Origin of the sequence: Roseofilum sp. Guam (assembly GCF_017746735.1) — a bacterium.
Taxonomy (GTDB): domain Bacteria; phylum Cyanobacteriota; class Cyanobacteriia; order Cyanobacteriales; family Desertifilaceae; genus Roseofilum; species Roseofilum reptotaenium.
This window is the reverse complement of record NZ_JAGHZN010000021.1, coordinates 67,651-91,672: the sequence shown is the minus strand read 5'-3', so window position 1 is coordinate 91,672 and position 24,022 is coordinate 67,651. Positions and strand designations below refer to the sequence as shown.

Annotated in this window: 28 protein-coding genes; 10 read left to right on the top strand and 18 right to left on the bottom strand. The window is 45.3% G+C overall.

Annotation, left to right across the window (positions count from 1 at the left end):
- Window positions 1-226: 226 nt before the first annotated feature.
- Genes J7529_RS10325 through J7529_RS10315 form a run of 3 tightly spaced genes read right to left on the bottom strand, consistent with a single transcriptional unit; the run spans window position 227 to window position 2,431 of the window.
- Entirely contained in the window at window positions 227-538 is a 312-nt protein-coding gene (locus tag J7529_RS10325) for a hypothetical protein (protein ID WP_271937284.1), read from the bottom strand.
- Window positions 539-598: 60 nt separating this feature from the next.
- A complete protein-coding gene (locus J7529_RS10320; RefSeq protein ID WP_271937286.1) occupies window positions 599-1,141 on the bottom strand; it encodes an EndoU domain-containing protein in 543 nt (180 codons plus the stop codon).
- A 42-nt stretch (window positions 1,142-1,183) separates the two neighbouring features.
- Window positions 1,184-2,431: an FAD-dependent hydroxylase gene (locus J7529_RS10315; protein WP_318728892.1), complete on the bottom strand. Its 1,248-nt coding sequence runs from the start codon at window positions 2,429-2,431 to the stop codon at window positions 1,184-1,186.
- Window positions 2,432-2,621: 190 nt separating this feature from the next.
- On the opposite strand from J7529_RS10315, the gene J7529_RS10310 reads away from it, so the two are divergent.
- Window positions 2,622-3,689: an element excision factor XisH family protein gene (locus J7529_RS10310; protein ID WP_318728891.1), complete on the top strand. Its 1,068-nt coding sequence runs from the start codon at window positions 2,622-2,624 to the stop codon at window positions 3,687-3,689.
- Window positions 3,690-3,779: 90 nt separating this feature from the next.
- On the opposite strand, the gene J7529_RS10305 is transcribed toward J7529_RS10310, so the two are convergent.
- Complete coding sequence (locus J7529_RS10305; protein ID WP_413038864.1) at window positions 3,780-4,040, bottom strand: glutaredoxin family protein; 261 nt, start codon at window positions 4,038-4,040, stop codon at window positions 3,780-3,782.
- Window positions 4,041-4,193: 153 nt separating this feature from the next.
- Here J7529_RS10305 and J7529_RS10300 point away from each other — a divergent pair, with 153 nt between their 5' ends.
- On the top strand, window positions 4,194-4,931 hold the full coding sequence (locus J7529_RS10300) for a phosphoadenylyl-sulfate reductase (protein ID WP_271937290.1): 738 nt from the start codon (window positions 4,194-4,196) through the stop codon (window positions 4,929-4,931).
- Window positions 4,932-4,976: 45 nt separating this feature from the next.
- On the opposite strand, the gene J7529_RS10295 is transcribed toward J7529_RS10300, so the two are convergent.
- Window positions 4,977-5,576 (bottom strand): hypothetical protein, encoded by a 600-nt coding sequence (locus J7529_RS10295; protein ID WP_318728889.1) that lies wholly within the window; start codon window positions 5,574-5,576, stop codon window positions 4,977-4,979.
- A gap of 19 nt (window positions 5,577-5,595) precedes the next feature.
- Window positions 5,596-6,660, bottom strand: coding sequence for a peptidoglycan-binding protein (locus J7529_RS10290; RefSeq protein ID WP_271937292.1), 1,065 nt, complete (start codon window positions 6,658-6,660; stop codon window positions 5,596-5,598).
- Between the two features lie 128 nt (window positions 6,661-6,788).
- Between J7529_RS10290 and J7529_RS10285 the strand changes: the two genes are divergently transcribed.
- Window positions 6,789-7,901 carry a Gfo/Idh/MocA family oxidoreductase gene (locus J7529_RS10285; RefSeq protein WP_318728888.1) on the top strand — a complete coding sequence of 371 codons (1,113 nt, stop codon included), beginning with the start codon at window positions 6,789-6,791 and terminating at the stop codon, window positions 7,899-7,901.
- Here J7529_RS10285 and J7529_RS10280 read toward each other — a convergent pair.
- Together J7529_RS10280 and J7529_RS10275 are read right to left on the bottom strand one after the other, a co-directional pair.
- Window positions 7,873-8,343, bottom strand: coding sequence for a DUF2656 family protein (locus tag J7529_RS10280; RefSeq protein ID WP_318728887.1), 471 nt, complete (start codon window positions 8,341-8,343; stop codon window positions 7,873-7,875). The two genes, J7529_RS10285 and J7529_RS10280, sit on opposite strands and share 29 nt — an antisense overlap.
- A 232-nt stretch (window positions 8,344-8,575) precedes the next feature.
- Window positions 8,576-9,973, bottom strand: coding sequence for an MFS transporter (locus J7529_RS10275; protein WP_271937297.1), 1,398 nt, complete (start codon window positions 9,971-9,973; stop codon window positions 8,576-8,578).
- Between the two features lie 119 nt (window positions 9,974-10,092).
- Between J7529_RS10275 and J7529_RS10270 the strand changes: the two genes are divergently transcribed.
- Both J7529_RS10270 and J7529_RS10265 read left to right on the top strand, forming a co-directional pair.
- Complete coding sequence (locus J7529_RS10270; protein WP_271937298.1) at window positions 10,093-10,617, top strand: phosphoribosyltransferase; 525 nt, start codon at window positions 10,093-10,095, stop codon at window positions 10,615-10,617.
- A complete protein-coding gene (locus J7529_RS10265; RefSeq protein ID WP_318728886.1) occupies window positions 10,574-12,214 on the top strand; it encodes a phospholipase D-like domain-containing protein in 1,641 nt (546 codons plus the stop codon). The genes J7529_RS10270 and J7529_RS10265 overlap by 44 nt, the downstream gene beginning before the upstream one ends.
- A 111-nt stretch (window positions 12,215-12,325) precedes the next feature.
- On the opposite strand, the gene J7529_RS10260 is transcribed toward J7529_RS10265, so the two are convergent.
- Together J7529_RS10260 and J7529_RS10255 are read right to left on the bottom strand one after the other, a co-directional pair.
- Window positions 12,326-12,655 (bottom strand): XisI protein, encoded by a 330-nt coding sequence (locus J7529_RS10260; RefSeq protein WP_318728885.1) that lies wholly within the window; start codon window positions 12,653-12,655, stop codon window positions 12,326-12,328.
- Window positions 12,643-13,059 carry a XisH family protein gene (locus tag J7529_RS10255; protein WP_318728884.1) on the bottom strand — a complete coding sequence of 139 codons (417 nt, stop codon included), beginning with the start codon at window positions 13,057-13,059 and terminating at the stop codon, window positions 12,643-12,645. Before J7529_RS10255 ends, J7529_RS10260 begins: the two co-directional genes overlap by 13 nt.
- Before the next feature lie 308 nt (window positions 13,060-13,367).
- Between J7529_RS10255 and J7529_RS10250 the strand changes: the two genes are divergently transcribed.
- Both J7529_RS10250 and rpsU read left to right on the top strand, forming a co-directional pair.
- Entirely contained in the window at window positions 13,368-14,366 is a 999-nt protein-coding gene (locus J7529_RS10250; protein WP_318728883.1) for a PEP-CTERM sorting domain-containing protein, read from the top strand.
- 311 nt (window positions 14,367-14,677) lie between these two features.
- A complete protein-coding gene (rpsU, locus tag J7529_RS10245) occupies window positions 14,678-14,860 on the top strand; it encodes a 30S ribosomal protein S21 (protein ID WP_271937305.1) in 183 nt (60 codons plus the stop codon).
- 99 nt (window positions 14,861-14,959) lie between these two features.
- Here the strand turns inward: rpsU and J7529_RS10240 are convergent, their stop codons facing one another.
- Together J7529_RS10240 and J7529_RS10235 are read right to left on the bottom strand one after the other, a co-directional pair.
- Window positions 14,960-15,619, bottom strand: a complete 660-nt coding sequence (locus tag J7529_RS10240) for an ImmA/IrrE family metallo-endopeptidase (protein WP_318728882.1) — start codon at window positions 15,617-15,619, stop codon at window positions 14,960-14,962.
- Window positions 15,616-15,963, bottom strand: coding sequence for a helix-turn-helix domain-containing protein (locus J7529_RS10235; protein ID WP_271937308.1), 348 nt, complete (start codon window positions 15,961-15,963; stop codon window positions 15,616-15,618). Before J7529_RS10235 ends, J7529_RS10240 begins: the two co-directional genes overlap by 4 nt.
- 135 nt (window positions 15,964-16,098) lie before the next feature.
- Between J7529_RS10235 and J7529_RS10230 the strand changes: the two genes are divergently transcribed.
- A complete protein-coding gene (locus J7529_RS10230) occupies window positions 16,099-16,368 on the top strand; it encodes a hypothetical protein (protein ID WP_271937310.1) in 270 nt (89 codons plus the stop codon).
- A gap of 66 nt (window positions 16,369-16,434) precedes the next feature.
- Here J7529_RS10230 and J7529_RS10225 read toward each other — a convergent pair whose 3' ends face one another.
- Window positions 16,435-16,824 (bottom strand): RidA family protein, encoded by a 390-nt coding sequence (locus J7529_RS10225; RefSeq protein WP_318728881.1) that lies wholly within the window; start codon window positions 16,822-16,824, stop codon window positions 16,435-16,437.
- Between the two features lie 18 nt (window positions 16,825-16,842).
- Complete coding sequence (locus J7529_RS10220; RefSeq protein WP_271937312.1) at window positions 16,843-17,274, bottom strand: NUDIX hydrolase; 432 nt, start codon at window positions 17,272-17,274, stop codon at window positions 16,843-16,845.
- A 111-nt stretch (window positions 17,275-17,385) separates the two neighbouring features.
- Here J7529_RS10220 and malQ point away from each other — a divergent pair, with 111 nt between their 5' ends.
- Window positions 17,386-18,903: a 4-alpha-glucanotransferase gene (malQ, locus tag J7529_RS10215; protein WP_271937313.1), complete on the top strand. Its 1,518-nt coding sequence runs from the start codon at window positions 17,386-17,388 to the stop codon at window positions 18,901-18,903.
- Here the strand turns inward: malQ and J7529_RS10210 are convergent.
- The 4 genes from J7529_RS10210 to J7529_RS10195 all read right to left on the bottom strand — a co-directional run bounded on the left by J7529_RS10210 (window position 18,900) and on the right by J7529_RS10195 (window position 22,970).
- On the bottom strand, window positions 18,900-19,724 hold the full coding sequence (locus J7529_RS10210; RefSeq protein WP_318728880.1) for a helix-turn-helix domain-containing protein: 825 nt from the start codon (window positions 19,722-19,724) through the stop codon (window positions 18,900-18,902). The genes malQ and J7529_RS10210 overlap by 4 nt on opposite strands.
- Entirely contained in the window at window positions 19,724-20,518 is a 795-nt protein-coding gene (locus J7529_RS10205) for a pseudouridine synthase (protein ID WP_271937380.1), read from the bottom strand. Before J7529_RS10205 ends, J7529_RS10210 begins: the two co-directional genes overlap by 1 nt.
- Before the next feature lie 242 nt (window positions 20,519-20,760).
- Complete coding sequence (locus tag J7529_RS10200; RefSeq protein ID WP_318728879.1) at window positions 20,761-22,131, bottom strand: HAMP domain-containing sensor histidine kinase; 1,371 nt, start codon at window positions 22,129-22,131, stop codon at window positions 20,761-20,763.
- Between the two features lie 77 nt (window positions 22,132-22,208).
- Window positions 22,209-22,970: a response regulator transcription factor gene (locus J7529_RS10195; protein WP_271937319.1), complete on the bottom strand. Its 762-nt coding sequence runs from the start codon at window positions 22,968-22,970 to the stop codon at window positions 22,209-22,211.
- Between the two features lie 605 nt (window positions 22,971-23,575).
- On the opposite strand from J7529_RS10195, the gene J7529_RS10190 reads away from it, so the two are divergent.
- Entirely contained in the window at window positions 23,576-23,977 is a 402-nt protein-coding gene (locus J7529_RS10190; RefSeq protein WP_318728878.1) for a NifB/NifX family molybdenum-iron cluster-binding protein, read from the top strand.
- Window positions 23,978-24,022: the final 45 nt, after the last annotated feature.

The window sequence follows — 24,022 nt, the reverse complement described above, 5'->3', positions numbered from 1 at the left end:
GGTGGCGCTTTGAGCTATTCTAGCTATCGTTAAAAACCGTCATTAATGTACCTCATAGCAGAGGAAACTGCTGTAAGAGGGAGAAGAGGAGCGTGAATTCTAGGGATTTAAAAACTCAAGTGAATTCCTGCAATTTTGGAAAGTGACAGAAAAGGGATAGGACAAGCTGTATTAGTCTATCCATATTCAAGATAAAGGTTAAGGGTCATAACTGACCACTATCCAATTAGGGTGACAACTGCTGGAGCCAGGTTAGGACTGCCATGCGAAATTCAGCAAGAGAAACGGTTTGTATTGGTATAGACTCATCTACGAGATCCTCAATTGAAGCACCACGGGTAGATAGCTCTAGATGAAAAGCATTACCAGTGCGCTCCCATTGACGCAGTTTACCGGACATCACTGCTTCAATTTTTTCAGCTAAATCCTCTGCCCATTCTGGACTGTGCTGAATGTCCACAACCAAAAACGTGCTCACCCGACGATGGGCAGGGTTTGTTGCGGAGTAACCGGGCCATTCAAAAGGAGGTTGAGACATTTATTGAGAGAGGTTGTACCTAAAAATAACGATGGCTTTGTGGAGATTGGCAAACTTAGATTAGCGCAAGGGGAATGCTGTATTAATGTTGCCGTTTCTCAAGGAAGCCCCAGCAATAGTAAAAACGTTATTGTCATCGCCGTTGCAATAGCCTTGGGCTGCTCGAGCGGGGGCACTCCGCCCGCACCATGCCCAATCCGGGGCGCTACCCGGACAACTTTGCCGATGGGCAGCGGAATACAAGATTGAATTTAGTACTTCCTGCTGGGTGCAGCGATCTGGAAACATGGTGGAGAATTTCGTTCTTCCCGCTTGTCCCACATAGCCCCAAGTTGCACCATATATGCCCTGAGCATTGCCTCGCTGGGTAATCTGAAAATTGGTGACGGTTTGCGGACTGATGCCATTGGGTCGTGAGTGGAACCCTTTCGGTCTGCCACGTCGGCTATCCCACTCGCCACAAAAGATATGAGTCTGACTGACGGGTGGATTGGTAGCCGACCAATGGGAGAGTTGGGCACAGTTGACCTGAGATCGGGCAGCGGAGGAAAAGAAGAGAACCGTGCCGATCGCCATGACCAAGGCCAAGCCAATAAGTTTCATTTTCCTTTTCATGGTTGTGCTTGCTCTTTCTGATATTAACTTTTAATCGGTTTCTGGAGCGCGTCCCATTAAACCGGTCATTAATCTGAGGGAAAGAGTACGACCGATACGAAACTTCTTCAAGAAGAGTAATCCTAAACGGCGCGTCCACACTACGGGGAACCAGTCGGTGGAAAATGTCCGGTCTAAGAAATCGGTAAAACCGAGAATCATCCAGTTTTGAGGTTTACGCCACTGTTGATAGGGTTTGAGGTTCTTTAAGTGGCCGATATCTTTGTTTTGAGTATGGGAATTTTTAATAATTTCAGCTAACGCAGCCGCATCACGAATGCCTAAATTCAGCCCTTGTCCTCCTACGGGATGGCAACAATGGGCTGCATCTCCAGCTAGGGCAAGACGATGGCCGACGTAGCGATCGCACTGCATTAATTGTACCGGAAACACCAACCGGGGGCTATCAAGTTCTAGCCGTCCCAAAATACCGTCGGTTCGATATTCCAAAAGACGCAAAAACTCAGCCTCATCTAATTGTTGCAGCGCTTCTGCTTGTTCGTGGGGAGCCGTCCAAACCACCTGTACCCGATTTCCTGGCAAAGGTAAAACCCCCATAGGGCCGGTATACCAAAACCGTTCAAAGGCCACATTATTGTGGGGTTTTTCTGTTTTAATGGTTGTCGCAACGCAAGATTGCCAATAGCGCCATCCTTGGGTCGAAATTTCCGCTGCTTGGCGAATGGGCGATTTTGCGCCATCAGTAGCCACGACTAACCGACTCTCAATCACTACCGGTTCCGAATGTTCGGCTGAGTTGACCCAAACCTGAGCAAAATCTTCAAAATATGTGATTTCTTGCACCTGTCCTGGGCATACCCATTGAATCTGATTGGATTGATTAATCTGCTGTTGCAGCGCGGTTAAAATCACCCGATGTTCTCCCACATAACCCAGATGATCCATACCTAAATCATCTGGCGTTAAGTTCACTACCCACTGATTGGCATCAGATATCTGAATCTGGTTAAACGTAACGATTTGAGGCAAAATTTCTTGCCAAACCCCTAATCGATCAAAAATCTTCCCAGACATCAATGTAAGGGCATAGGCTTGGCGCTTAGATGCGGCTTTCTCTTGGGGTTGAGCCTCAATCAGGGTAATGTTTAAGCCAGAGTCTTTTAAGGCACAAGCTAACGTGGCTCCCACAATTCCTGCACCCACAATAGCGATATCCGTTTTGTAGGTTGGGTGAGGGTGAATACTGGAGGAGACGAATAGGGGGTCAGCAGCGATCATAAGTTAATTCAATGAAAAATTAAAAAGGATGTCTTCTTTTTACTATTGTGACGCGAAGCTCTGTTCTGAGCAAGGTGAACGATAATGCTTCGTATCGCTGGCGCGATCGCCTTGTGGATCATGCTGATTAGAAATCATATTGCCTTCCATTTTCCTGTTATATTTAAAGAGCGATCGCTACACTATAAATATGGAACAAGATCTCTATCATAATGCAATTAGAGTTGCTCTAGAAAAAGACAGTTGGATTGTTACTGACGATCCATTGACATTAACCGCAGGTCAGTCGTATGTGTGGGTTGACTTAGCAGTAGAAAAAATACTCATGGCTGAACGGCAAGGCGAGAAAATCTTGGTAGAAATGACAACGTTTAACAATCCTTCTTTAATAGAAGTATCTATTAATCGCTTGATTGATAATTTAAGAGCATGGGAAACTAACAATAACAATTTGGTTCCCCTTATCAATAAAGTTTGTATTTTTACAGGTGACCTTAATAAAGATGTCCTAGTCCAAAATTTACAAAATGCTTTTTTACAATATCTTTCTTATGCTAATCTTTTGTCTGATTTAAGACCCGATCGCGTTTTGTATTTAGCGATTTGTGAAGAGATGTATACAAAGTTGTTTGAGGAGGCAATCGTTCGATTCATTTTTGCAGGCAGTCCGGTTAAATTCATGATTTTTGATGCTGATAAGCAAGAAGTCGTTCAATGGAAAAACTTTGAAATTCATGAGGATGGAGACAGAAACTTCCATGGAATCGACTTACATCAATCAGAATTGTATTTAGTTTTTAATGAGTCTGATTTTACTGAAGCTGATTTAAGTGAAACAAATATCTACAAGACAGAAATGAATTTATCAAACTTGAGCCAAGCTAATCTTAATAAAGCTAATTTAACCAGAGTGTTTTTTTGTGAGTCTAATTTATCACAAGTGGATTTAACAGAAGCCCATTTAAGTGAAGTTTTTTTAGTATCTGCTGACTTGAATCGAGTAAAGATGAATCGAATTTTAAGCATTCAATCTTATTTTAGCAAAGCTGATTTACAGAATGCAGATTTAACCGAATCCATTTTTGCAAGTGTAGATCTGAAAGAGGCAAACTTAGAAGGTGCTAATTTAAGAAAAGCCCAGTTTATCTCTTGTGATTTAAGAGGAGCTAATTTAAAGAACGCAAGAGTCGATGATGCTGTCTTTGATGATGTTCAACTCAATGGGGCAACCTGGGTTGATGGAAGCATCATAAATTAGCATTGTTTAATGGTTTTTATCCTCTTTAGAGGATAGGGTGAACGTGCGATCGCCCATAAGAAAGAGCCGATCGCGCGCAAGCCCTATTCCTTAGTGCGAAGTGCTATATTTGGCTAACATCTTCTCCAGTTGGGCAACCGTTCCCCTTGGAGAGAGACGGGGTAAACGCTCAGGAGGACTGCCATCAAGCACTAAAACAGGTATTTCATATTCATAGGCTTGCCACCAAGTGTCATTAGTAGTAATATCCCTAACTTCTAACTCAAAGGCAATGCTCTGTATCTGTTCGAGCTTTTCTTGTAATCCCTCACACAGATGACATCCGGGCTTACTGTATAAGATTAAGCGCATAATCAGCAATTTCACAACCCATTACCCTGTGATTATCTCACTTAACGTTCTGTTTCCCTAGCAGAACGTCGCAGGATAAATTAAAAACGTATGGGCACAATCTTAAGGTAAACTAAAGAATGGAGGTCACATCATAAAGGGTATTCAGTCTTCATGACCAATCTGACTGCAACTTTAGGCCAAGTTCACACTAACCTCGACTTACAGGAACTTAATCGCCGATTCAGCCATACCCATCCTTTACATATCATTGGTTGGTGCTTGCAGAACTTTCCTACGGGTCTAGTACAAGCCAGTATTTTTAACGTAGATGATATGGTGATTACAGATATGCTGTATCGCTATCTGTGTCCAGAGCAGAAAATTCCGGTACTGTTTGTCGATACGTTGTATCATTTTCCCGAAACTCTAGCGTTTATTTCAGAAGTAGAAGCCTGCTATGACCTAGAGCTGAAAGTCTATACCATGGCGAAGATGGCGACACGCAAAGCGTTTGAAAAGTCCTATGGTAAAGCCCTGTGGCAAAGTGACTTAGAACGATTTGTAACTCTAACCCGTCGCGAACCCCTAGAACAGGGACTCAAAGATTTAGGAGCGATCGCCTATTTGACAGGAAGACGACGCGATCAAATGACGAGCCATCATCAGATCAATGTCCTAGAACTCGATCCCATGGGACGCTTGAAAATCAATCCTCTCGCCTACTGGCGCGGACGGGAAACTTGGGCTTATGTCTACGAACATGAAGTGAGGTACAACCCCCTCCATGACCAAGGCTATCCCTATATTAGCGATCGCCCAACCACCTCCTTAATTCCCAAACCAGTGGAAGATGAAACGCTCAAGCGGTGGAGAGGTAGTCATAAAACCGAATGTGGGATTCGGTTTTAATGGGTTCTATCTTCATAATGATCAGCGATCGCTCTCCCTTCAAGTCTAGGGAGTGGCGGCGATCGCTGAATTTGCCATCTCGATTAGCTGTTCCTTATCTCCCGCTTTCAAGCCCACACTATAGTGTCCTTCAGCTTGTTCCCACATCACCACAGCATCGGAACAATTAGCCCCACAAGTGGCAGGAACAAAATAACCTTGAATTCCTTGGGCCAGAGTAATCGATTCTCCTCCTTCTGGAGCTGTCAACGGCCCCATTTGACCGGACAGTTCTCCCCAACGGCAAGCCGTTCCACCATTACAATCCGCACTAAAGGCCAGCAAAACTTGATATTCAGAAGCAGACACTTCTGTCGGGATAGCAAACACTGGAGAAGCTTCCGTCTCTTCAGGAAGCCAACTGGGTAAAAGAACCGGTAGCTGAGTCTTCTGGTCCAACTCCGACAAAATTGGTGCAAATACCCCATGGGGAAGTTTAGCCTCAGCCGTCAGAACTGGGGGAGTAGCTCCCCCAGAAAATTCCTGAGATGTTGAGGCTCCAGAAGAAGCAGAAGAGCGGGAAACTGGGGCATCTTGACATGCAGCAAGAGCGACGACCATCAAAAGAGTCATCCACTTGACAGGAGCTAATCTAAATGTATTCATAGAACGATCGCGATAGACGCTACAGAACTCTGTCATACTCTTCTGCGATCGCCCCTATCAGTCCGGCACGATCTAAACCATTAATAATCCGCCGAGCGCCACGAAACTCTCGAGTTGACCCAGCAATAAAATGGCCCAACCGATATCCTGTAAACGTTCCATCGCGCATTCCAATCACCAGAATTCTCGCGGCAATCTCCCAATCTTTGGCCAAACTCGGATTGCCCACCAAATCAATTCCTAACCGATTTGACCAATCCGTATAATTGCGCCGTCCCGTAATTTGCACAAACCCTCGTCCCTTATAACGAGGCCCATCTCCATACTGAGTATTGCCCAAATCTGAGCGATATTCATAAGCCCAACCACTGGCAAACTCTTCCATCCATTTACCTAACCGAGATTCATGCTCGGCAGTGGCCAAAATATAAGCAATCTGTCCCTTATCGGTCACATTAGCCGCCTCAGCTTCCCGAATAATCAAGGGAATGGAATCCCAAGCATACGATCGCACATCGGGATAAGGAATAGAGTAAATCACCTTATCGAGATCGATGGACAATAGTAAATTGCCATAGGGTAAATAGGTTTCTACCTCTTCATCCGATAAGGCTGACCAGGTTTTTTGCCCCGCTACCCCATCATCGACGAGATTATTGGCTCTCTGGAATTGTTTGAGCGCCGATTCAGTATCATTGCCAAATAGACCATCTAGAGGAGAATCAGCCGGTAACATCTGGGCCTTTTTCAGCAATTCTTGCAGGACTTTTACCTCATCCTTTAAGTCCGTGAACGTAATCCCATCGCCCTTCCGTAATACGGGATAGCGCAGTTTTTTCGGGGTGGCGGACTCTAAAGCTGCCCAGGTATTTGGCCCAACAAAGCCATCGGCTCTTAAGCCTTTCTTCGCCTGAAATGCTTTGACCGCCTGTTCTGTGCCTGAACCAAAGAGACCATCAATCGGATCGGTCGATTGGAATATCCCTGCTTCCTTGAGCAAGTTTTGCAGGTATTTGACCGGTTCTTTGAGGTCGGGGTAATTGATGCCGTCACCTTTTTGTAAAATGGGCTTGTCGCTGGCCATAATCAGTTTGGGTGGGTGTAGTTGTGATCTTCTTTCAAAAATATACGGTTCTGGGAAAGGGCACAACTGGGTTTTGCCTATTCTCTATGGCCTTATAATGCACCATAAGACGTAATCTTTCACATTCTATGAATCAGTCTCCTGTTGGTATCGGCATTGTGGGTACAGGATTTGGTCAAAAAGTCCATATTCCTGCTTTTGAGCATCACCATCGGACTCAAGTGGTGGCAGTGTATCATCACGATCTAGCAACTGCTCAGAAAATTGCCACTCAACATCAGATTCCCCATGCTGTCGATACTGTGGAGGCGATCGCCAATTTACCCGACGTAGAGGCGGTTAGTATTTCTACCCCGCCTTTCCTGCACTACGAGATGGCGAAAACGGTTCTCAACGCTAAAAAACATTTATTACTGGAAAAACCGACGACGCTTTCCGTTGATTCTGCTCAAGATCTGTACCAATTGGCTCAATCGCAAGGAGTCGTGGCGGCAATGGATTTTGAATTTCGCTTTGTCCCTGCCTGGCAAAGGTTTCAAGAACTCCTTGCCGATCATTATGTGGGTGAAAAACGGTTTATTAAAATTGATTGGTTGGTTCCTTCTCGCTCCGATCCCAACCGTGCTTGGAATTGGTATTCTCAAAAAGAGAAAGGGGGAGGAGTATTAGGGGCGATCGGTTCCCATGCTTTTGACTATATTGCCTGGTTATTTGGAGACATCAAGCGCCTATCGGCTCGTTTGAGTACCGCCATTTCCCAACGCCGAGATCCGACGACAGGGCAACTCAAACCGGTTGACGCGGATGATACCTGTTTATTGATGCTGGAATTGGCTGATGGTACGCCGTGTCAAGTGTCGCTCAGTTCGGTTGCATATCAAGGACGGGGGCATTGGGTGGAAGTTTATGGCGATCGCGCTACCTTAATTCTGGGTAGTTCCAATCAAAAGGACTATATCTATGGGTTTACCCTACAAGGAGCCAAATTTGGCGAACCCTTAAGCCAACTGGAGATTCCCCAACGCCTAGAATTTCCCCAAACCTATCCCGATGGACGGATTGCCGCTTTTATGCGCGTCGTTGATGCTTGGGTAGACAGCATCGAAAACCATCCGGAGCAACCCACCGTTCCCACCCTACGAGAAGGAGTATATTCCCAACTGTTGATGGATTTAACCCATCAATCCCATACCACAAATAACTGGGTCGAGGTTATATCCGAACTTCAACCCGAAAAATAGTGGGTTTGCGATCGTTTTCTTCCTGCCAACCGATTGAGGTGAGAAAATCCGGAATTGATTCGGTTTCAACGACATCAACCCCCCATTCACCTGTTTTCAACGTGTCGGGATCGGAACGGGTAGCAGGCGTTTGTTTCTGTCCGGCTAGAACCAGAAGATCATAAGAACTCTTGGTGGATACTTTCTGTTCTTTGCGAGTTTCTGCAAGAATTGCAGCGCAGATTTCGCCCACTTGTTGGGGTTCTAAGTGTTCTAAGTCAAAGAGAATTTCAACCATCCAATGAGCGTGAGTTAAAGCACGACCCTTGATATCAGTGCGATCGCCCAATCCTTCTAGAAAAATAGCGGCAAATGCGTCCCGGGAGATTTCGGGGACGATCTTGTCAGTTAAAGCAAAATTATGAGCGAGGAGCATTCGGCCTTGCCGGCGATCGAGATCCATGGTTATCACCCTTGAGTTTGAGACTTTTCGCTCCAGAGTATAGAACAAGGTGGGTTAACCATCAAGGGCACTTCTATGTAGGGGATTAAAATCAAAATATTGCCCATAATTTATTGCCTATTTTTAAAGTATGAAATCCCATCTTTTTGGGAAAATATGGAATTTCGATCTTATTAATTGCTCAAAAGAGCAATTAATAGAAGTGCCCTAAACTTTTGTAGGGCTTTATCCCTTATTTTCGATTCTGTTCCAACTTGAGTACAATCTCTTGATGAACCGTGCGAGTAATGGGATAGAAGTAAGCTAAGATCGCACCGAGTACCACACAGGCAAGGGGAAGCAGGGTAATACACAAACGAATGGCTAATAGGGCAGAATCCGGTTGGATAGGAGGGGTCGATCCGGCGATCGCCGATTGATACCCCGACCACTCCAAAATCTGTCCCACCAATGCTAAACCCAGGGCAAGTCCCATTTTTTGTAAAACCAGCATGAAGGAATAGAAAATTCCCTCCCGACGTTGACCGGTTTTCAATTCATCGAGATCGATTACATCAGGGAGCATTGACCACGGAATTAAATAGCCCACAGAAACTCCAAATCCGGCAATAATCGATAACAAGAACATTAAGCCGACTTGACCGGGTTGGAGCAAGAATAGCCCCAATTCAGTGATCAGCCAAAACCCACCACCAAGATAATAAACGGCTTTTTTACCTAAACGGTAACTGACTTGACTCCACAGAGAGAGCATCACTAGAGCTGTTCCTTGTACTCCTAAAGCCGCCAGAAAAAAGAGAGAATCAGGTAATCCCATCCAACTCACCACATAATATTTAAGGACAGTGGCTGTCACTTGAATGGCTAACCAGGAGGATAAATAAATCCCCATGACGAATAAAAAGGGCGTATTGCTAAAAGCAATCTTGATTTGATCGACTAGGGGAATAGAGACTTCAGTATGGGTGGCTTGTCTTTGTTGTTCTACGCGTTTTACGGGTTGCCGCGTGCCCCAAATCGATAAATAGATGGGAATGACCGATAATACGGTTGCTAGAGCAGCAAGTACCAAATGTTGGAGTTGCGGATCTTTGATGAGTAAGGAGAGGACTAATCCTAAAATTAAGGAAAAGATACTACCACCAATGGAGAAGGTGAAGCGAAATCCATTCAGGGTTGTGCGTTCATTGTAATCTGGGGTGAGTTCAGCCGTGAGCGCGACATAGGGCAAGTTCACCATGGTGTAGCCCAGATTGAACAAGATGCTGACGACCACGTAGTACCAAAAAGTGCCCCATTCCCCAAAGGGGGGGACAACCCAACAGAGGAAGAAAAAGAGGCCAAAGGGAATGGCACCCCAAATCATCCAAGAATGTCGTCTTCCCCATCGAGATTGGGTGCGATCGCTTAAAAAGCCAATGATAGGATCGTTAATAGCATCCCAGATTTTACCAATCATTAAGACCTGACCGGCTAAGGCTGGACTGAGACCAGCTACATCCGTTAAGAAGGGTAAAAAGATAAAAACCAGGAGATTAGCAGTAATAGCTGGGCCTAAATCTCCTATGCCATAGGATAGTTTGTGTAACCCGGTCAAGGGTGATGGCGATCGCTCGGCTTCAGAGGTCATGAGTAAGATATGCTGAAAGTCTGCAATAAATATGGGATAATTGGGTCTCCATCTGGTTCGGAGTCCCTGAGAATAAATATTCTATGATGCTCCCTTGATACCCTTCCCTTATACCTGTCATGTCTGATTTATTTGTTTCTTGGTCAGAATACCACCAAAAGATTGAACAATTGGCAGCCCAAATTTATCAATCGGGTTGGGAATTTAATCAAATTGTCTGTATTGCTAAGGGCGGTTTGCGCGTGGGAGATATTCTCTGTCGATTATATCGGAAACCCTTAGCGATTCTTTCTGCTTCATCCTACACGGGCCCGGATTATCAGACACGGGGTCAAATTCAGTTTTCTCGGCATCTAAGCATGACTACTGAGGGTTTAAGTTTTCCAATTTTGTTGGTGGATGATTTGGTGGACTCCGGGATTTCCCTACAAGAAAGTATCACTTGGTTGAAACATTACCAAAAACAAGAACCGGAGGGCGATCGCCCCAATCAGATCCGCACGGCCGTATTATGGTATAAATCTTGCTCCGTCTTTGCGCCAGATTATTATGTCGATTATTTGACAGATAATCCCTGGATTCATCAACCTTTTGAAGTCTATGAGCAAACCCCCCTTGAGGAACTGGTGGCAAAACATCAGTAAATTACTCTTACTCTTGAGTCTTCTGTTCGCTGGATGTAAACCTGACTCTCCAGAGATTACCCCCCTTGAGCCTCTCCCTCAAGATCCATTTATTCAAGTTTATTTTAACGCTTCTGAAGCCTCCAGTTATACGGAACCCTATCGCCAGATTACACGATTAGGCGATAACTTAGAAGCGGTGATTATTGAAGAAATTAATCAAGCTCAAACCAGCATAGATATCGCAGTTCAAGAGTTTCGTCTGCCTCAACTTGCCCAAGCTCTTGCTACTCAAGCCAAAGCTGGGGTCAAAATTAGGATTATCTTAGAAAATACCTATTCGCGTCCTTGGAGCGATTTTACACCTCGCGAAATTGCCCAATTCGATCCTGACAATCAAAACCGATATCGGGAATTTGTGAAACTTGCTGATATCAATCAAGATGGTCAACTTTCTAACGATGAAATGAACCAAAGAGATGCCCTCATTATCCTGCGTAATGCTCAAATTCCCGTCATTGATGATACGGCAGATGGATCGAAAGGCAGTGGGTTAATGCATCATAAATTTGTGGTGATTGATAACTCTCGGCTGATTGTTGGTTCAGCTAATTTTACCACCAGTGGTATTCATGGAGACTTCTACAATCCAGACAGTCGCGGCAATGCCAATCATTTGCTAACGATACAAAGTCGCGAACTTTCAGAGCAATTTACCCAAGAATTTAATATTCTCTGGGGAGAGGGAAATTCAGGCATTTTAGACCCTGAGTTTGGACTGCAAAAACCCTTGCGTTCTGCGGAAAGTCTTGTTGTAGGAAATACTCCAGTCTCCGTTCAATTTTCACCCACTTCCGGCTCCGAGTTATGGACAAACAGCGCCAATGGTTTAATCGGTAAAACTCTGAAAACGGCTCAAAATACAGTTGATATGGCACTCTACGTTTTCTCAGAGCAACCCTTAGCCAATATTTTGCACATCCAACATCAAAATGGCGTTCAAGTTCGGGCGTTAATCGATCGTACCTTTGCCTATCGATACTATAGCGAAGGTTTAGATATGTTGGGGCTGGCGATCGCCCGTCAATGTAAAACCGAACCCGACAACCGCCCCTGGAGAGCCAAGATTACTACCGTAGGCACACCCAATTTACCCATTGGAGACAAACTACACCACAAATTCGCCGTCATTGACCAAAAAACAGTCATTACCGGCTCGCAAAATTGGTCAAAAGCCGCCAATCATAAAAATGATGAAACCGTCCTTATCCTCACCAATCCTACCGTTGCCGCCCATTTTGACCGCGAATTTCAGCGCCTTTACCGCAGCGCCAACCTTACCCTTCCTGAGCGCATTTCTGAGCAACTCGCCCGTCAACAGAAGGAATGTCCCCAAATCGAAGCCCAAACTGACAACCCCATTCGCGGAAAACTTGTTAATCTCAATACTGCTACCCAAGCAGAATTAGAAGCCCTACCTGGAATTGGAGAAACCCTAGCCCAACGCATTATCGCTTTCCGTCAGCAGCAACCCTTTACCTCCCTCGAAGATTTAGATCGAGTGTCAGGAATTGGGCCGAGTTTACTAAGAAAATTAGAAGGCCGAGTGACCTGGTAAAAAGTAGGGATGTTTCAATTAAGAGTATTCCCATAAAATGCCTTAAAAATGGGCGCGAAATGATGAACAATGGTTTTCCTATGACCGATTACCGCGCGAAGTGCTGTAAGCTCAACTCGCTGCAAAATCAGTAAATTTTCGTCTGTATGGAGCTTTAAAAGCTAAAACAATATCCTGTTTAGGAATGCCAGCTTCTACTAATTCATTGGCTATTCCGATTTCCGTACCATCCCGTTCAATCCAAATTTTACCCTCTTTAATTTCTATGTAAACAAGGCAACCAAATACTCTCCTTAGCTCTTGCCAACCCATATTCATAACCTGATAGTGATCGCGCTGCGTGTCAAATAACAATTTAACTTCGGTCTGGCGATTTGAGCAATTTTTGGCATGACTTTCTAGAATATTTTGGACAATTTCTTGATAATTTAGTCTCTCCATAAAACAACCTCCTCTTGATCTGGATTAAAAATCAGTAATTTGAGCTGATACTCGCTAATGATTCTTTGAATAAACTGGCGACTAAAAAACTCATGATAAACATCTACTGGAATTGCTAAGTACAAAATCCGATCAGGTTCGGTTAATCTCAAGGCTGAACGGTAGTTTAGACATTGACCCAGAGCTAGGTGAAATTCAGTTACATCTGAGGGGCCTAAAAAAGACTTGATCTCTACGGCTATTTTTTTACCTGTTTTTTCAGCCGCTAAAATTTTCTCTGCTGTTAGGTCTATGTAAAAATCAATATCCTCAATTTGAATAAATAGATTCTCATCAGTAATTGTCCATTTATCTTTTTCGAGGGCTATTTTAACGGTATTATGAAATACATCTTTAGCTGGCATACTCCAATCACGTTTATTTTACCACCACTCATACCATAAAGCGATCGCCAACTAACCGATTGCCCCCTTAAAACAACACAGTTTGGGGAGCATCTATTTGTAAAGAAATATCACAATTTCCGCGAATTCGCATAAAATCGCTCCCAAAAAACAGAGTAACTAATAGGAGGGATAATAAGCTTCTGGGAAAATCCCGACGGGAAATTACCCAGAAACCGAACTTTAACAGCCTCCTAAGTCCATCCAGAGAGGGATTCCACTGACTCAACCCCCGCTCTGGAACTGAAAACGATTAGGAGAATAAATCCATGTTAACCAACAAATCTGGAATTGATACAGTGGCTCACACCCTTCAGCGCGTTGCTCTTGGTGTAACGTCTGTTGTTCTCTGTTGGAGCGGTTTGAACCTGAACTCGAAAGCGAATGCTGCTCAGTTTTCCGTCTTGTGGTGGGACACAACGCCCGTGAATCCTTGGATCAATAGTGAACTTCGTCAAGAAATGTCTACTTTTCTAGATGATTTTGGTGGTGGAAATCTCTTTGATACCACGTATGTTTCTCATAGAACATCTGGAGGACTTACAGCCCATTTAGCCTCTCATAGCTATGATGTTGTGGTTTTAGATAGTATATATTATCGTCCTTACAGTCGTACTTTTCCATTCGATCTAGCAGATCGAGAAGCTCTGAAACAACATTACACCCAGAAATCGAATTTGATGCTTGATGGCAGCTTACACATTCGTAGTTTGACATCTACCCCACAAGCTGATTTTCCCGGGCCCAATAATAGCTTTGGCAACTTTACCGCGAATCAGGTTTATGAACTAGCCAAACGGGGAGGAGGGATTTTGATTGGGACTGATGATTATAATGCCCAACTTGATGCTAACTATATGCTTGATGGTCTCTTCCCAGGGCAACCCGCTAGGTTTAGTGGATTAACGATTCCTTCTACTGATGGGGTATTCTACGGTTCAGACTTACTCAATAGCGCGGTGGCTGTTTCACCTAATGATATTTTCACTCATTGGGATGCCATTCCCAGTCAAGGGGTTGCTCCCACGGGTGATTTTATCGATTTCTTGGGTGATTCGGTCACCCTTTACAGTCAAGTCGATGTTGCCGATAAACCCGGTGGTGGGCAAAAGTATTCCTATATTTCCACCAGTTGGAAACCGGATGAGTGTGAAACTGACGTTACCAGCACAAGTTCTGCCTGTAATCCGGAAAAAGTCCCTGAACCTTCTGCACTTTTGGGACTTTTAGCCGTTGGCGCGGTTGGTTCCCTGTTGAAGCGCCGCTAAGGTTAATAGTGTAGGATCGATTTCGTTCGTAGTGAGGGATTGAGCAATCTCCAGCTAGGCTTTTAAGCACTAAAGTGCTTACTACAAACAAAGCCCTATTTTAGGTGAAACAATCCAGTAGGTTGGGTTGAACGAAGTGAAACCCAACATAAAATCAACCTATTCGTTGGGTTTCGGTTCCTCAACCCAACCTACTACGACTGTAAGTCTCTCTCCCACAGGAGAGGGCTACGAATGAATGAAAATGGTATAGAATAGAATCAAACTTATTCACCCAAACCATACACTGAAATTAGGAGACAAGAACAAGAATGACCCAAGTGGTAGTCGGAGAAAACGAAGGAATCGATTCAGCTCTACGTCGCTTTAAGCGCCAAGTATCCAAAGCCGGAATCCTTGCGGATGTGAAAAGCCGCCGTCATTTTGAAACCCCTCAAGAGAAGCGCAAGCGTAAAGCCGTTGCTGCGCGTCGCAAGCGGCGTATGTCTCGCTAGGCAAGATTATTTCAGGTTGATACACCAGGATCTATCTGCAACAATGAGATCTGTAGGGGCGAACGGCTGTTCGCCCCTACCATCGTTTGCGTCTAACCCTTATCCCCAGGATTGCGTTGTGGATTCCCGGTTCACTGGGCCTAACATCAGTTTTCTAGACCCCTGGGGAATGTAAATCCAACCTAAATCTTGTAGACGGTTGACTAAATTCGAGATGGTAACTCCTAATTGATCCCGGAGTTGGTATAGGGTAGACCATCGGGTAAGATTTTGGCGATGACAATATTCGAGAAGGATGTTCTCTGGCATCAGCAGACAACTGGCAAAGTATTGTGCCTGCCACTCAATCGATTCGAGTTCGGTTAAGGAACTATTCGGACGACACAAGAAAGAATCGCTACTGCTGCTCAGATTTCGTTGTCCTTCTTCACTGACTTCTGCATGGTTGATATGCAGCATCCAATGGCCGATTTCATGGGCTAGGGTAGAGGATTGAAATCCTTCAGGTAAACTGAGAATTTCTTCATTAAGTTCAATTTGACGATTCAAGGGGAGAATGCGGGCCGCAATGGGCCCGTACTCGTCTGAGGGAATCCGATCCCAAACCACTCCCAAATCTAGAAAATCAGCGATACGGTCTACTTCTAAGGGCCAAGAGGGTTTCCAGTTCGGGGTAAATTCCATGCGTAACAGGAGGTCGTTGGCCCGACGCTCAATTTCTGGTTTGGGATAAAAGCGGTAGGGTTTGATTAAACTCAACTGGGTGCATCCTCGTTGGCTGCTTGAAAGATTTTTTCGGCGAAGTCAGGGTTTTCTCGTAAGCGTCTCAGGAGCATGGGCATGGCTTGGGCATTTTGCTTGAGCAGTTCCTCATATTGGTGAGGAATGCGTCCAGCTAGACAAACCAACATATCGGGTTCAAGGTCGAGATGTTTGGCCAGGGAGCGGATGACATCTTCTTTGGGAGGATAGTCAGCGCGATCGTTTTCTAGCTTGGACAGGTAGGTAAAGTCAAGCTTGACCAAGGCGGCTAGGCTCCTTTGGGAATAGCCTTTGTCTTTGCGTGCCCTACGCAGAATTTTACCAAATGTTTCTGTGGTCATTCGTTTTCTCCATTACAAATCTATCCTATCTCTAGTTTGAATAAAAAATCAAAAAAGGGGTTGCCAGTCAGGAGAAGTTTGGGCTAGGATAAGGGTGTTGAAAAAATAATCAACGCATGAATTGGAGGCGGAACGATGGCTCAAACTTGGACAGATACAACCTATAAGCTCGATGGCACGGAAATGACGATTTTGACCAGTCACCCTCGTCACGATCAGGTTTCGCTCTATGTACCGGGATATTCTTTAGGGGGTAATGGGTTCTCAATTTTCTTTACCCAAGATCATATTGAACTGCTGGAGACCCTATTAGATCAATTAAAGCAGTTAAAGGGCAGCGATCGCCTCTCCCAAGCTGAACCGGTTGCCCTTCGCCGGTCTTCACCAGCAGAATTGGTGGGATAGGAGAGTGGGGGGATAGGGAGACGCGGAGAACTATTGCCTGTTCCCCATTCCCCATTCCCTGTTTCCCTAAAGAACGGCAATACAGTCAATTTCGACCAAAACATCCTTCGGCAAGCGCGACACCTCTACACACGCGCGAGCGGGGGCATTCTCCGGGTCAAAATAACCTGAATAGACCTGATTTACGGTAGCAAAATCATTCATATCCTTAAGGAAAATAGTCATTTTCACGGCATTTGCAAAGGAAGCGCCAGCCTCGGCTAAAACCGCTTTCAGGTTATTCATCACCTGTTCCGTTTGTTTGGCCACATCATCGGTATGGACTAATTGATTGGTGCTGGGATCGATCGCAATTTGACCAGAAACAAACAACATCTGACCTGTCGCGGCGATCGCCTGATTATAGGGCCCAACAGGAGCTGGAGCGCTCTGAGTATTAACCACTTTACGAGTCATTCTTCTTCCTCTATCCACTTAAAACAATCGGGGACGCAAGCCATAATTGCGGTACATCCAATAATCTTTCAAAATGCTGTCATGGTCAAAACATAAATTAGGCGGCACTTGCCACAACTCAAACAAATCCAAATTCTGAGCATCATCAGCCGCCTGGGGTTCACCCATCGCTGCCGCAATCATCACCACCGATAAGGTATGCTGGCGAGGATCGCGCCCCGGCTCAGAATACACATGGAACTGCTCCACCAACTCCACTGATAACCCGGTTTCCTCCTTCGCCTCTCGGATAGCCGCCGTTTCCACCGACTCCCCATAATCAACAAATCCCCCAGGAATTGCCCATCCGAAGGGAGGATTTTTACGTTCAATCAACACAATCGGGCGTTCAGGGCGGTCAATCATCTCAATAATGATATCAACCGTAGGCGTAGGATTACGATACTGCATAGTCAAGTCAGATATTTAAAGATTTGCATCTTCCCCAAATTTAAACCCAAGGACACCCCAAGAACATGATAAGGTCATCATGTTAGCTGCGAAATACGCCAATTGTAGAATATGCCCTCTTCTAGACTTAGTGGCATCTTACTCCATCCCACTTCATTTCCGAGTCGGTTTGGTATTGGAGACTTAGGCCACGAAGCATATCGCTTTGTTGATTTTCTTGCCCACACGCACCAAAAACTGTGGCAAATCTTGCCTTTAGGGCCAACCGGTTTTGGGAATTCCCCCTATATGTGCTATTCAGCCATGGCTGGTAATCCCATGCTCATTAGTCCTGAGCATCTCAAGGATGACGGTTTACTCCAAGAAGAGGATTTTCTTCATTTGCCTGAATTTCCCCTAGATTGGGTAGACTTTGAGCGGGTAATTGCCGTTAAAACAGCCCTATTGGAAAAAGCCTGCCAAAACTTTCAGGTACAAATTGAAAACTCCAGCGAAACTCAAGAAGCCTTTGAAACCTTTTGCCAAGAAAAAGCCAGTTGGCTCGAGGATTATGTTTTGTATATGTCCCTCAAGGACGATCGGGAGGGGAAACCTTGGTATGAATGGGATGAAGCGTTAATTAACCGGGAACAAAGCGCTCTGAAAGCGTCTCAAGAGCGGTTACAAGAGAGAATTTTCTACCACCAATTTACCCAATTTAAGTTTTTTCAACAATGGGCAGCGCTCAAAGCCTATGCCAATCAGCAGAATGTGGAAATTATTGGGGATATTCCCATTTATGTTGCCCATGATAGTGCGGATGTCTGGGCTAACCGAGATAACTTTTTGATCGATCCAGAAACCGGTCAACCGGAACTGATGGCAGGTGTTCCTCCGGATTATTTTAGTGAAACCGGTCAGTTATGGGGAAATCCAGTGTATGACTGGGAGTATCTAAAAAAGACTGATTTTAAGTGGTGGATTCATCGCTTTCAGACCATGTTAGAGTATGTGGACTGGATTCGGATCGATCATTTCCGGGGTTTTGAGTCCTTTTGGGCAGTTCCTGAAGGGGAAGAAACGGCGATAAATGGCACTTGGATGCCCACCCCTGGAGAAGCATTTTTTGAGAAATTGGAGCAGACGTTAGGTAAGCTACCCATATTAGCTGAAGATTTGGGGGTGATTACCCCAGAGGTGGAAGCTCTGCGGGATAAGTTTGGATTTCCAGGGATGAGGGTCTTACATTTTGCGTTTGGTTCCGATGCGGGGAACCCGTTTTTGCCCTACAATCTACCGCGCAACTGCTTGGTTTATACGGGAACCCATGATAATAATACGACTTTGGGTTGGTTTGAGAACGATCTACCCGATTGGGAGTGCGATCGCGTGGTGAATTATTTGGGTCATTTGAGTCCCAATGGTATTCATTGGGATCTCATTCGCTTGGCCTTGTCTTCTGTGGCCAATTGGGCCATTATTCCCATGCAGGACTTGTTGGGTTTAGATGAGCGAGCAAGGATGAATACTCCTGGACAGGCTGAGGGAAATTGGAGTTGGCGTTATCGTCCAGACTCGATTGGTACATGGTTGTGCGATCGCCTCCAACTGCTCACCCAACTCTACGGCAGATCCTCAAAGGGCAGTTAACTGCGAGAGAGCTGGTTCGCTGTAAAGATCACTTCTTCTACAGCACCCGGTTCTCCCAGTTTTTCGGATTTCCCTTCGTTGAGGGCAACAGAAACTGCTCCAGCATTACCCGCTACGATAATCAATTTTTGATTGGCGACCCAGGTTTGTTGGGTTCCTTCGGTCAGAGTTCCTTCAAAAGCGGTTTCTCCATCCGCTTCAATCAATATCCAAGACGGTTCAGTGACGATCACGCTGACCCGAACCGGTTCGATGGAGTTCGGATCGGGTTCAGATTTGACGACTAGGGAAGCGGGGGAGGATTCTGAGGGAACTACTGAGGGGGGAGAAGGAGGGCTAGAGGCGATCGCTTCGATTTCTGGTGCAGGTTGTTCAACTAAATAATCGACAGACGACCCCACAGAACGTTCAATCCAATAGGATAGCCCATTGACGGAACCAAAAATAATAGCCACATATAACAAATACAAATGAACCGGGCGCAGTTGCCACATGGGCCAACGCATCCAAGAGGCCTTGAGCAAGTTAAATCGAGACTCTGAAGGGAAGGGACTGGCAAAGCTAGAACCATCGAGTCCTAAAAAATCGGCATAGCGTCTGAGGAAATAATGGACATAAACGGGTTCTGGGAGTTGTTCAAGTTTTCCCTCTTCGATCGCCCCGAGTAGGCGTTGTCGGATACGGGTTTTTGTGGCAATGTAGTCTAAACTCAAACCTTTTCCCTGACGGCGATCTCGTAATTGAGACCCCAGGTCAATTAAGACGCTCTTCAAGGAATCAAACTCATTGACTGAGGATTGTATGGTTTTCTGTTTCTTCATCAATTACGCTCCTTCACCACCGATCTGTTTGTACCACAGTTTCCTCTCAAAGCTGTAATTTCCAAGGCTCTCAGATATCGATATTGCCCTTTAGGTAAGGCTTTGAGTTGAATTGAGCCAATAGCACTCCGATGGAGACTAAGCACGGGATACCCTAGGGTTTGGGCCACCTTACGGATTTGCCGATTCCGACCTTCCCATAAGACAATTTCCAGCAAAGTTTTGTGAGTGCCTTGCGATCTCATTCGCCTGACTTTAGCGGGTAGAGTTTGGATGTTTTCATAGACTATACCGTTTCTCCAGTCTTCGAGAACCGATTCTGGGGGAATTCCTTCTACCCAAACGCGATAGGTTTTGGGGATACTATGGCGAGGGTGAGTCATCTGAAAGGTCAAGTCTCCATCATTGGTGAGCAAAATTGCCCCCGTCGAATCAACATCTAAGCGACCGACCGGGTGAATACCGGTATGGTGAGACAGAGTAGGAGGAAGGAGGTCTAAAACGGTAGTGCGATTTTGAGGATCGGCACAGGTGCAAATCACTCCTAGGGGTTTGTTCAGTAAGAGGTAAAGGGGTTGGGGACGATGGTGAAGGGAGAGAAGAGAACCATCAATTTCGATCGCATCGCGATCGGGGTTCGCTTTCTGGCCGAGTTGATGAACCACCTGACCATTAATACGAATGCGACCCTGTTGGATCATCACCTCTGCCTGTCGTCGGGACGCAACACCCCAACGAGATAAAATTTTTTGTAATCGTTCATCCCTGGGTAGATGACTCGAATCAGCCTCCATCATTGTTGTGATACTCACCAGTTTTAGGGTTAGGTTAAGAGATTAGCGAAGAAAAAAGTTTTGCTTGACTGGCAGTCCCAGTTGCTGACAACTGGGTAATCTTTACAAATCTTACAAGAAGTTGCCCAGAACGGGGGGAGTTCAATTAAAAATTCAAAATTCAAAAACTTAAAATGATTACCTTTGCCTTAACTCAGCAGTCTGAACGAACTAGGGGAGGTGAGAATTAATCAAGGTAGAGATTAAGGCTTATTGAAATCCCCTGATGGCTGTTGAGGGAGATAAATTTCAATCCATGCTCCTCCGGTTTCTAGATGGTTACTGGCCTTGACCCATCCTTGATGAGCTTCGACAATTTGCCGGACAATGGCCAATCCTAATCCACTACTGTGAGTTAAGGGGGTACGGGGAGGGTCAGATGAATTGGAGGACACAGCAGGAGCAGTTTGGCTACTGGAGAGGACTCTAGCACGGGAGGGTTCTCCCCGATAAAAGCGCTCGAAGACATAGGGTAAGTCAGTTTCTGGGAAACCTACACCGCCGTCAATAACTTCAAGATGCACCCATTTCTGAGATGGAGTGGTTGAGTTTGGGCATTCTTCTATACTGAGTTTAACCCATATTTGACCTTGGAGGGGACTATATTTAATGCTGTTGTCAAGGAGATTAATGAACACGCGACATAAGCGATGTTCGTCGCCGTGGATCAATAGCCGTTCTGGGCCAGAATATTGCAGTTGGAGTTGTTTCTGACGGGCTAGGGGTTCGAGGGCGATCCAGGAGGAGCGGATCAGGTCAGGTAGGTTAATGGGTTTCCAGTTGAGGCTATAGGACGATCCTCGTTCGAGTTGACTCAGATCGAGGAGGACTTGGACAATATCGCTAAGGCGAATGACTTCGGAAAGGAGGCGATCGATCCAGTTGCGCAGGGGCGGATCGAGGCGAGTTTGAAGGGTTTCGGCAACGAGACGAATGGAGGTCAGGGGAGTTTTGAGTTCATGGGCAACATCGGAAAACGCCCGATCGCGCTGGTTGGCTAAAGTGAGCAGTTCTTGGCAGTTTTCCAAGAAGACTCCAACCCGACCTTTTGACAGGGGAATACTATAGGCTTTCAGGGCGATTTTGGGTTTGAGCGATCGCTGGGTATTCTGAGGTTCTACCCTTGGCGCAATCGGTTGAAAGTTCCAGTATTTTTCAACCGGTTTTTGGGTCGTGCGGGTTTGGTCGATCAGTTCATCTAACTCATAGGACCGAACAATTTCCAGCAGTAGGCGAGGACTGTTGAGTTCTGGAGGACTAATGCCAAAGAGTTGATAGGCTTGGGCGTTGCACCAGATAAGTTGATTTTGATCGTCAACTTGTAAATGGCCTAGGGGGGCACAAGTGAGGATTGATTTCCAGTAATCTATGTCTTGTTGTAGATGGTATTGATGTTTCCGTTGATGGGCGATCGCCCTTACTAGACGTTCTGGGAACCGGCGCATCAGTCCTGAACCAGAGGTCAATTCAGGTAGGATTCGCTTGATTTGTCGTTCTAAGCGAAATTGACATCCTAGCCATAGGAGCAAGCCTACCGCTAATCCCAGTAAGAATCCGAGTAGTGGCACAAGCATAGCTTTCCTTGATTATCACCTCATCTATCACCTCATCGCCTAGGGTTGCGATCGCATTTTCAATGGTGCGATTTCGGTTAGCTAAAGCGGTATCCAAATCCACGAACCGTCAGTAAATATTCTGGGTGACTGGGGTCGAGTTCAATTTTTTCGCGTAGCCAACGAATATGTACATCTACGGTTTTAGTATCTCCCATGAAGTCGGGTTCCCAAATGCGCTCGATCAGTTGGTCTCGCGACCACACTCGTCGAGGATGGTTCATAAAGAGTTCGAGTAAGCGGAATTCTTTGGGAGAGAGGTTAATTTCTTGGTCGCGGACGATGACGCGGCACTCTTGGGGTAATAGGGTAATGTCTTTGATTCTCAGGACTGAGGGACAAGATTCGGGAATGGGATAGCGGTTGCGCCGCAGGAGGGCGCGCACTCTAGCTACTAATTCTCGCACGCCGAATGGTTTGGTAAGGTAGTCATCTGCTCCAACTTCTAACCCGACGACGCGATCGGTTTCTGAGCCTTTGGCACTGAGAATGAGGATAGGTACAGTATGACCTCTTTGACGCAGCCAACGGCAAAGGTCAAGACCATTGATCGAAGGTAGCATCAGATCGAGAACGATCGCATCAATGGATTCTATCGGGCGATCGCCTCCTTCCTGTTGTTGATGAAATAATTCCACAATTCCCCGACCATCTTCAGCCGCGATCACCTCAAATCCTTCATCCCGTAAGGATAGGGCCACCGTTTCTCGAATCAGTTCTTCATCTTCGACGACCAAAACTCGCCCTAAACTCAATTGTGAATTGGTTTGGGTTGTTTCTATCGGCAATGTAAATACCATGACTAGCCTACCAACTCCGACAGTACGATCCCCTTAAGCGTACCAGTTTTTCTTGAAAAACATCACATTTTTCCAATTCAATTTATGTGAGGTTTGTCTATACTTTGTCTATATGAATAGATGGTTGATTTTTAGGGCTTTTCCCTGTTGATAGCTAACTTTATTGTCCAATCATGCAGTAAATTCATTGATTTTATCCCTTGATTTACCTCAACATAAATCCCTATTTTTTATCGATAACCAGTTCCGATCTAGGACTTGAAAGTCATGGTCATTTTAAACTGGCGATCTCCAGTCCAACTTCCACTGATGATTTAAAGGTTGCATTTTTCCGATAGTCATCATGCAGTAAAAGGATTTAATTAAAAGACTATAAAGAAAACATAAAGTTGTGATTGATCAAACTTATCTTCCTATTCAGATGAGGTATAACTGGCACAAGAGAATAACGAATCTATAAAACATCCGATCAATAAAGAGTCAAGATTTTTCCTATTTATCAGGTATTGACTCTCTTGATTGGGTAATACGGATAACACACTGATAACACTCTCCTTTTTGCCTCGATAGCCCCTAACTCTCATTCAGGCAAGGAGATTATGACTATGACAGCTTCAACTGTTGTCAAACCCCCCCCCCAAATTCGAGTTGCAGTGGCCAGTAAGGACAAGGGTTTAACCAACGAGCATTTCGGCCATGCTCGCGAGTTCCTCATCTATGAAGTTGATGCTCATCAAGCTCAATTGCTCGAAAACCGCCCGGTTAAACCCTATTGTCATGGCCCAGAAGGAGGCCCAGGAGACCTGAGCGAGAACATTGCGGCTTTATCCGATTGCACAGCAGTTTTAGTGGCTAAAATTGGCGCACTACCGGAAAGTCGCCTCCAAGAAGCCGGGATTGAAGTCGTACAAGTTTACAACACAATCGAAACTGCTGTCTTAGATTTTTACAGTCAATGGGTTGAGAAATCCATTCAATCAATAGAGCGCCAAGATAACCCAGACTAGCGCGTTAGATCTCCATCGAGTAGAACGCGGGCTATTGGCCATTTT

Excerpts from the sequence above, each read along its gene's own strand:
- J7529_RS10225 (WP_318728881.1), bottom strand. The coding sequence starts at position 16,824 with ATGACTCGTAAAGTGGTTAATACTCAGAGCGCTCCAGCTCCTGTTGGG.
- J7529_RS10235 (WP_271937308.1), bottom strand. The coding sequence starts at position 15,963 with ATGACCACAGAAACATTTGGTAAAATTCTGCGTAGGGCACGCAAAGAC.
- J7529_RS10300 (WP_271937290.1), top strand. The coding sequence starts at position 4,194 with ATGACCAATCTGACTGCAACTTTAGGCCAAGTTCACACTAACCTCGAC.
- J7529_RS10315 (WP_318728892.1), bottom strand. The coding sequence starts at position 2,431 with ATGATCGCTGCTGACCCCCTATTCGTCTCCTCCAGTATTCACCCTCAC.
- J7529_RS10320 (WP_271937286.1), bottom strand. The coding sequence starts at position 1,141 with ATGAAACTTATTGGCTTGGCCTTGGTCATGGCGATCGGCACGGTTCTC.
- J7529_RS10275 (WP_271937297.1), bottom strand. The coding sequence starts at position 9,973 with ATGACCTCTGAAGCCGAGCGATCGCCATCACCCTTGACCGGGTTACAC.
- J7529_RS10250 (WP_318728883.1), top strand. The coding sequence starts at position 13,368 with ATGTTAACCAACAAATCTGGAATTGATACAGTGGCTCACACCCTTCAG.
- J7529_RS10295 (WP_318728889.1), bottom strand. The coding sequence starts at position 5,576 with ATGAATACATTTAGATTAGCTCCTGTCAAGTGGATGACTCTTTTGATG.
- J7529_RS10260 (WP_318728885.1), bottom strand. The coding sequence starts at position 12,655 with ATGGAGAGACTAAATTATCAAGAAATTGTCCAAAATATTCTAGAAAGT.
- J7529_RS10285 (WP_318728888.1), top strand. The coding sequence starts at position 6,789 with ATGAATCAGTCTCCTGTTGGTATCGGCATTGTGGGTACAGGATTTGGT.
- malQ (WP_271937313.1), top strand. The coding sequence starts at position 17,386 with ATGCCCTCTTCTAGACTTAGTGGCATCTTACTCCATCCCACTTCATTT.
- J7529_RS10200 (WP_318728879.1), bottom strand. The coding sequence starts at position 22,131 with ATGCTTGTGCCACTACTCGGATTCTTACTGGGATTAGCGGTAGGCTTG.
- J7529_RS10255 (WP_318728884.1), bottom strand. The coding sequence starts at position 13,059 with ATGCCAGCTAAAGATGTATTTCATAATACCGTTAAAATAGCCCTCGAA.
- J7529_RS10205 (WP_271937380.1), bottom strand. The coding sequence starts at position 20,518 with ATGGAGGCTGATTCGAGTCATCTACCCAGGGATGAACGATTACAAAAA.
- J7529_RS10210 (WP_318728880.1), bottom strand. The coding sequence starts at position 19,724 with ATGAAGAAACAGAAAACCATACAATCCTCAGTCAATGAGTTTGATTCC.
- J7529_RS10280 (WP_318728887.1), bottom strand. The coding sequence starts at position 8,343 with ATGGATCTCGATCGCCGGCAAGGCCGAATGCTCCTCGCTCATAATTTT.
- rpsU (WP_271937305.1), top strand. The coding sequence starts at position 14,678 with ATGACCCAAGTGGTAGTCGGAGAAAACGAAGGAATCGATTCAGCTCTA.
- J7529_RS10305 (WP_413038864.1), bottom strand. The coding sequence starts at position 4,040 with ATGCGCTTAATCTTATACAGTAAGCCCGGATGTCATCTGTGTGAGGGA.
- J7529_RS10230 (WP_271937310.1), top strand. The coding sequence starts at position 16,099 with ATGGCTCAAACTTGGACAGATACAACCTATAAGCTCGATGGCACGGAA.
- J7529_RS10195 (WP_271937319.1), bottom strand. The coding sequence starts at position 22,970 with ATGGTATTTACATTGCCGATAGAAACAACCCAAACCAATTCACAATTG.
- J7529_RS10220 (WP_271937312.1), bottom strand. The coding sequence starts at position 17,274 with ATGCAGTATCGTAATCCTACGCCTACGGTTGATATCATTATTGAGATG.
- J7529_RS10290 (WP_271937292.1), bottom strand. The coding sequence starts at position 6,660 with ATGGCCAGCGACAAGCCCATTTTACAAAAAGGTGACGGCATCAATTAC.
- J7529_RS10190 (WP_318728878.1), top strand. The coding sequence starts at position 23,576 with ATGACAGCTTCAACTGTTGTCAAACCCCCCCCCCAAATTCGAGTTGCA.
- J7529_RS10270 (WP_271937298.1), top strand. The coding sequence starts at position 10,093 with ATGTCTGATTTATTTGTTTCTTGGTCAGAATACCACCAAAAGATTGAA.
- J7529_RS10310 (WP_318728891.1), top strand. The coding sequence starts at position 2,622 with ATGGAACAAGATCTCTATCATAATGCAATTAGAGTTGCTCTAGAAAAA.
- J7529_RS10265 (WP_318728886.1), top strand. The coding sequence starts at position 10,574 with ATGAGCAAACCCCCCTTGAGGAACTGGTGGCAAAACATCAGTAAATTA.
- J7529_RS10325 (WP_271937284.1), bottom strand. The coding sequence starts at position 538 with ATGTCTCAACCTCCTTTTGAATGGCCCGGTTACTCCGCAACAAACCCT.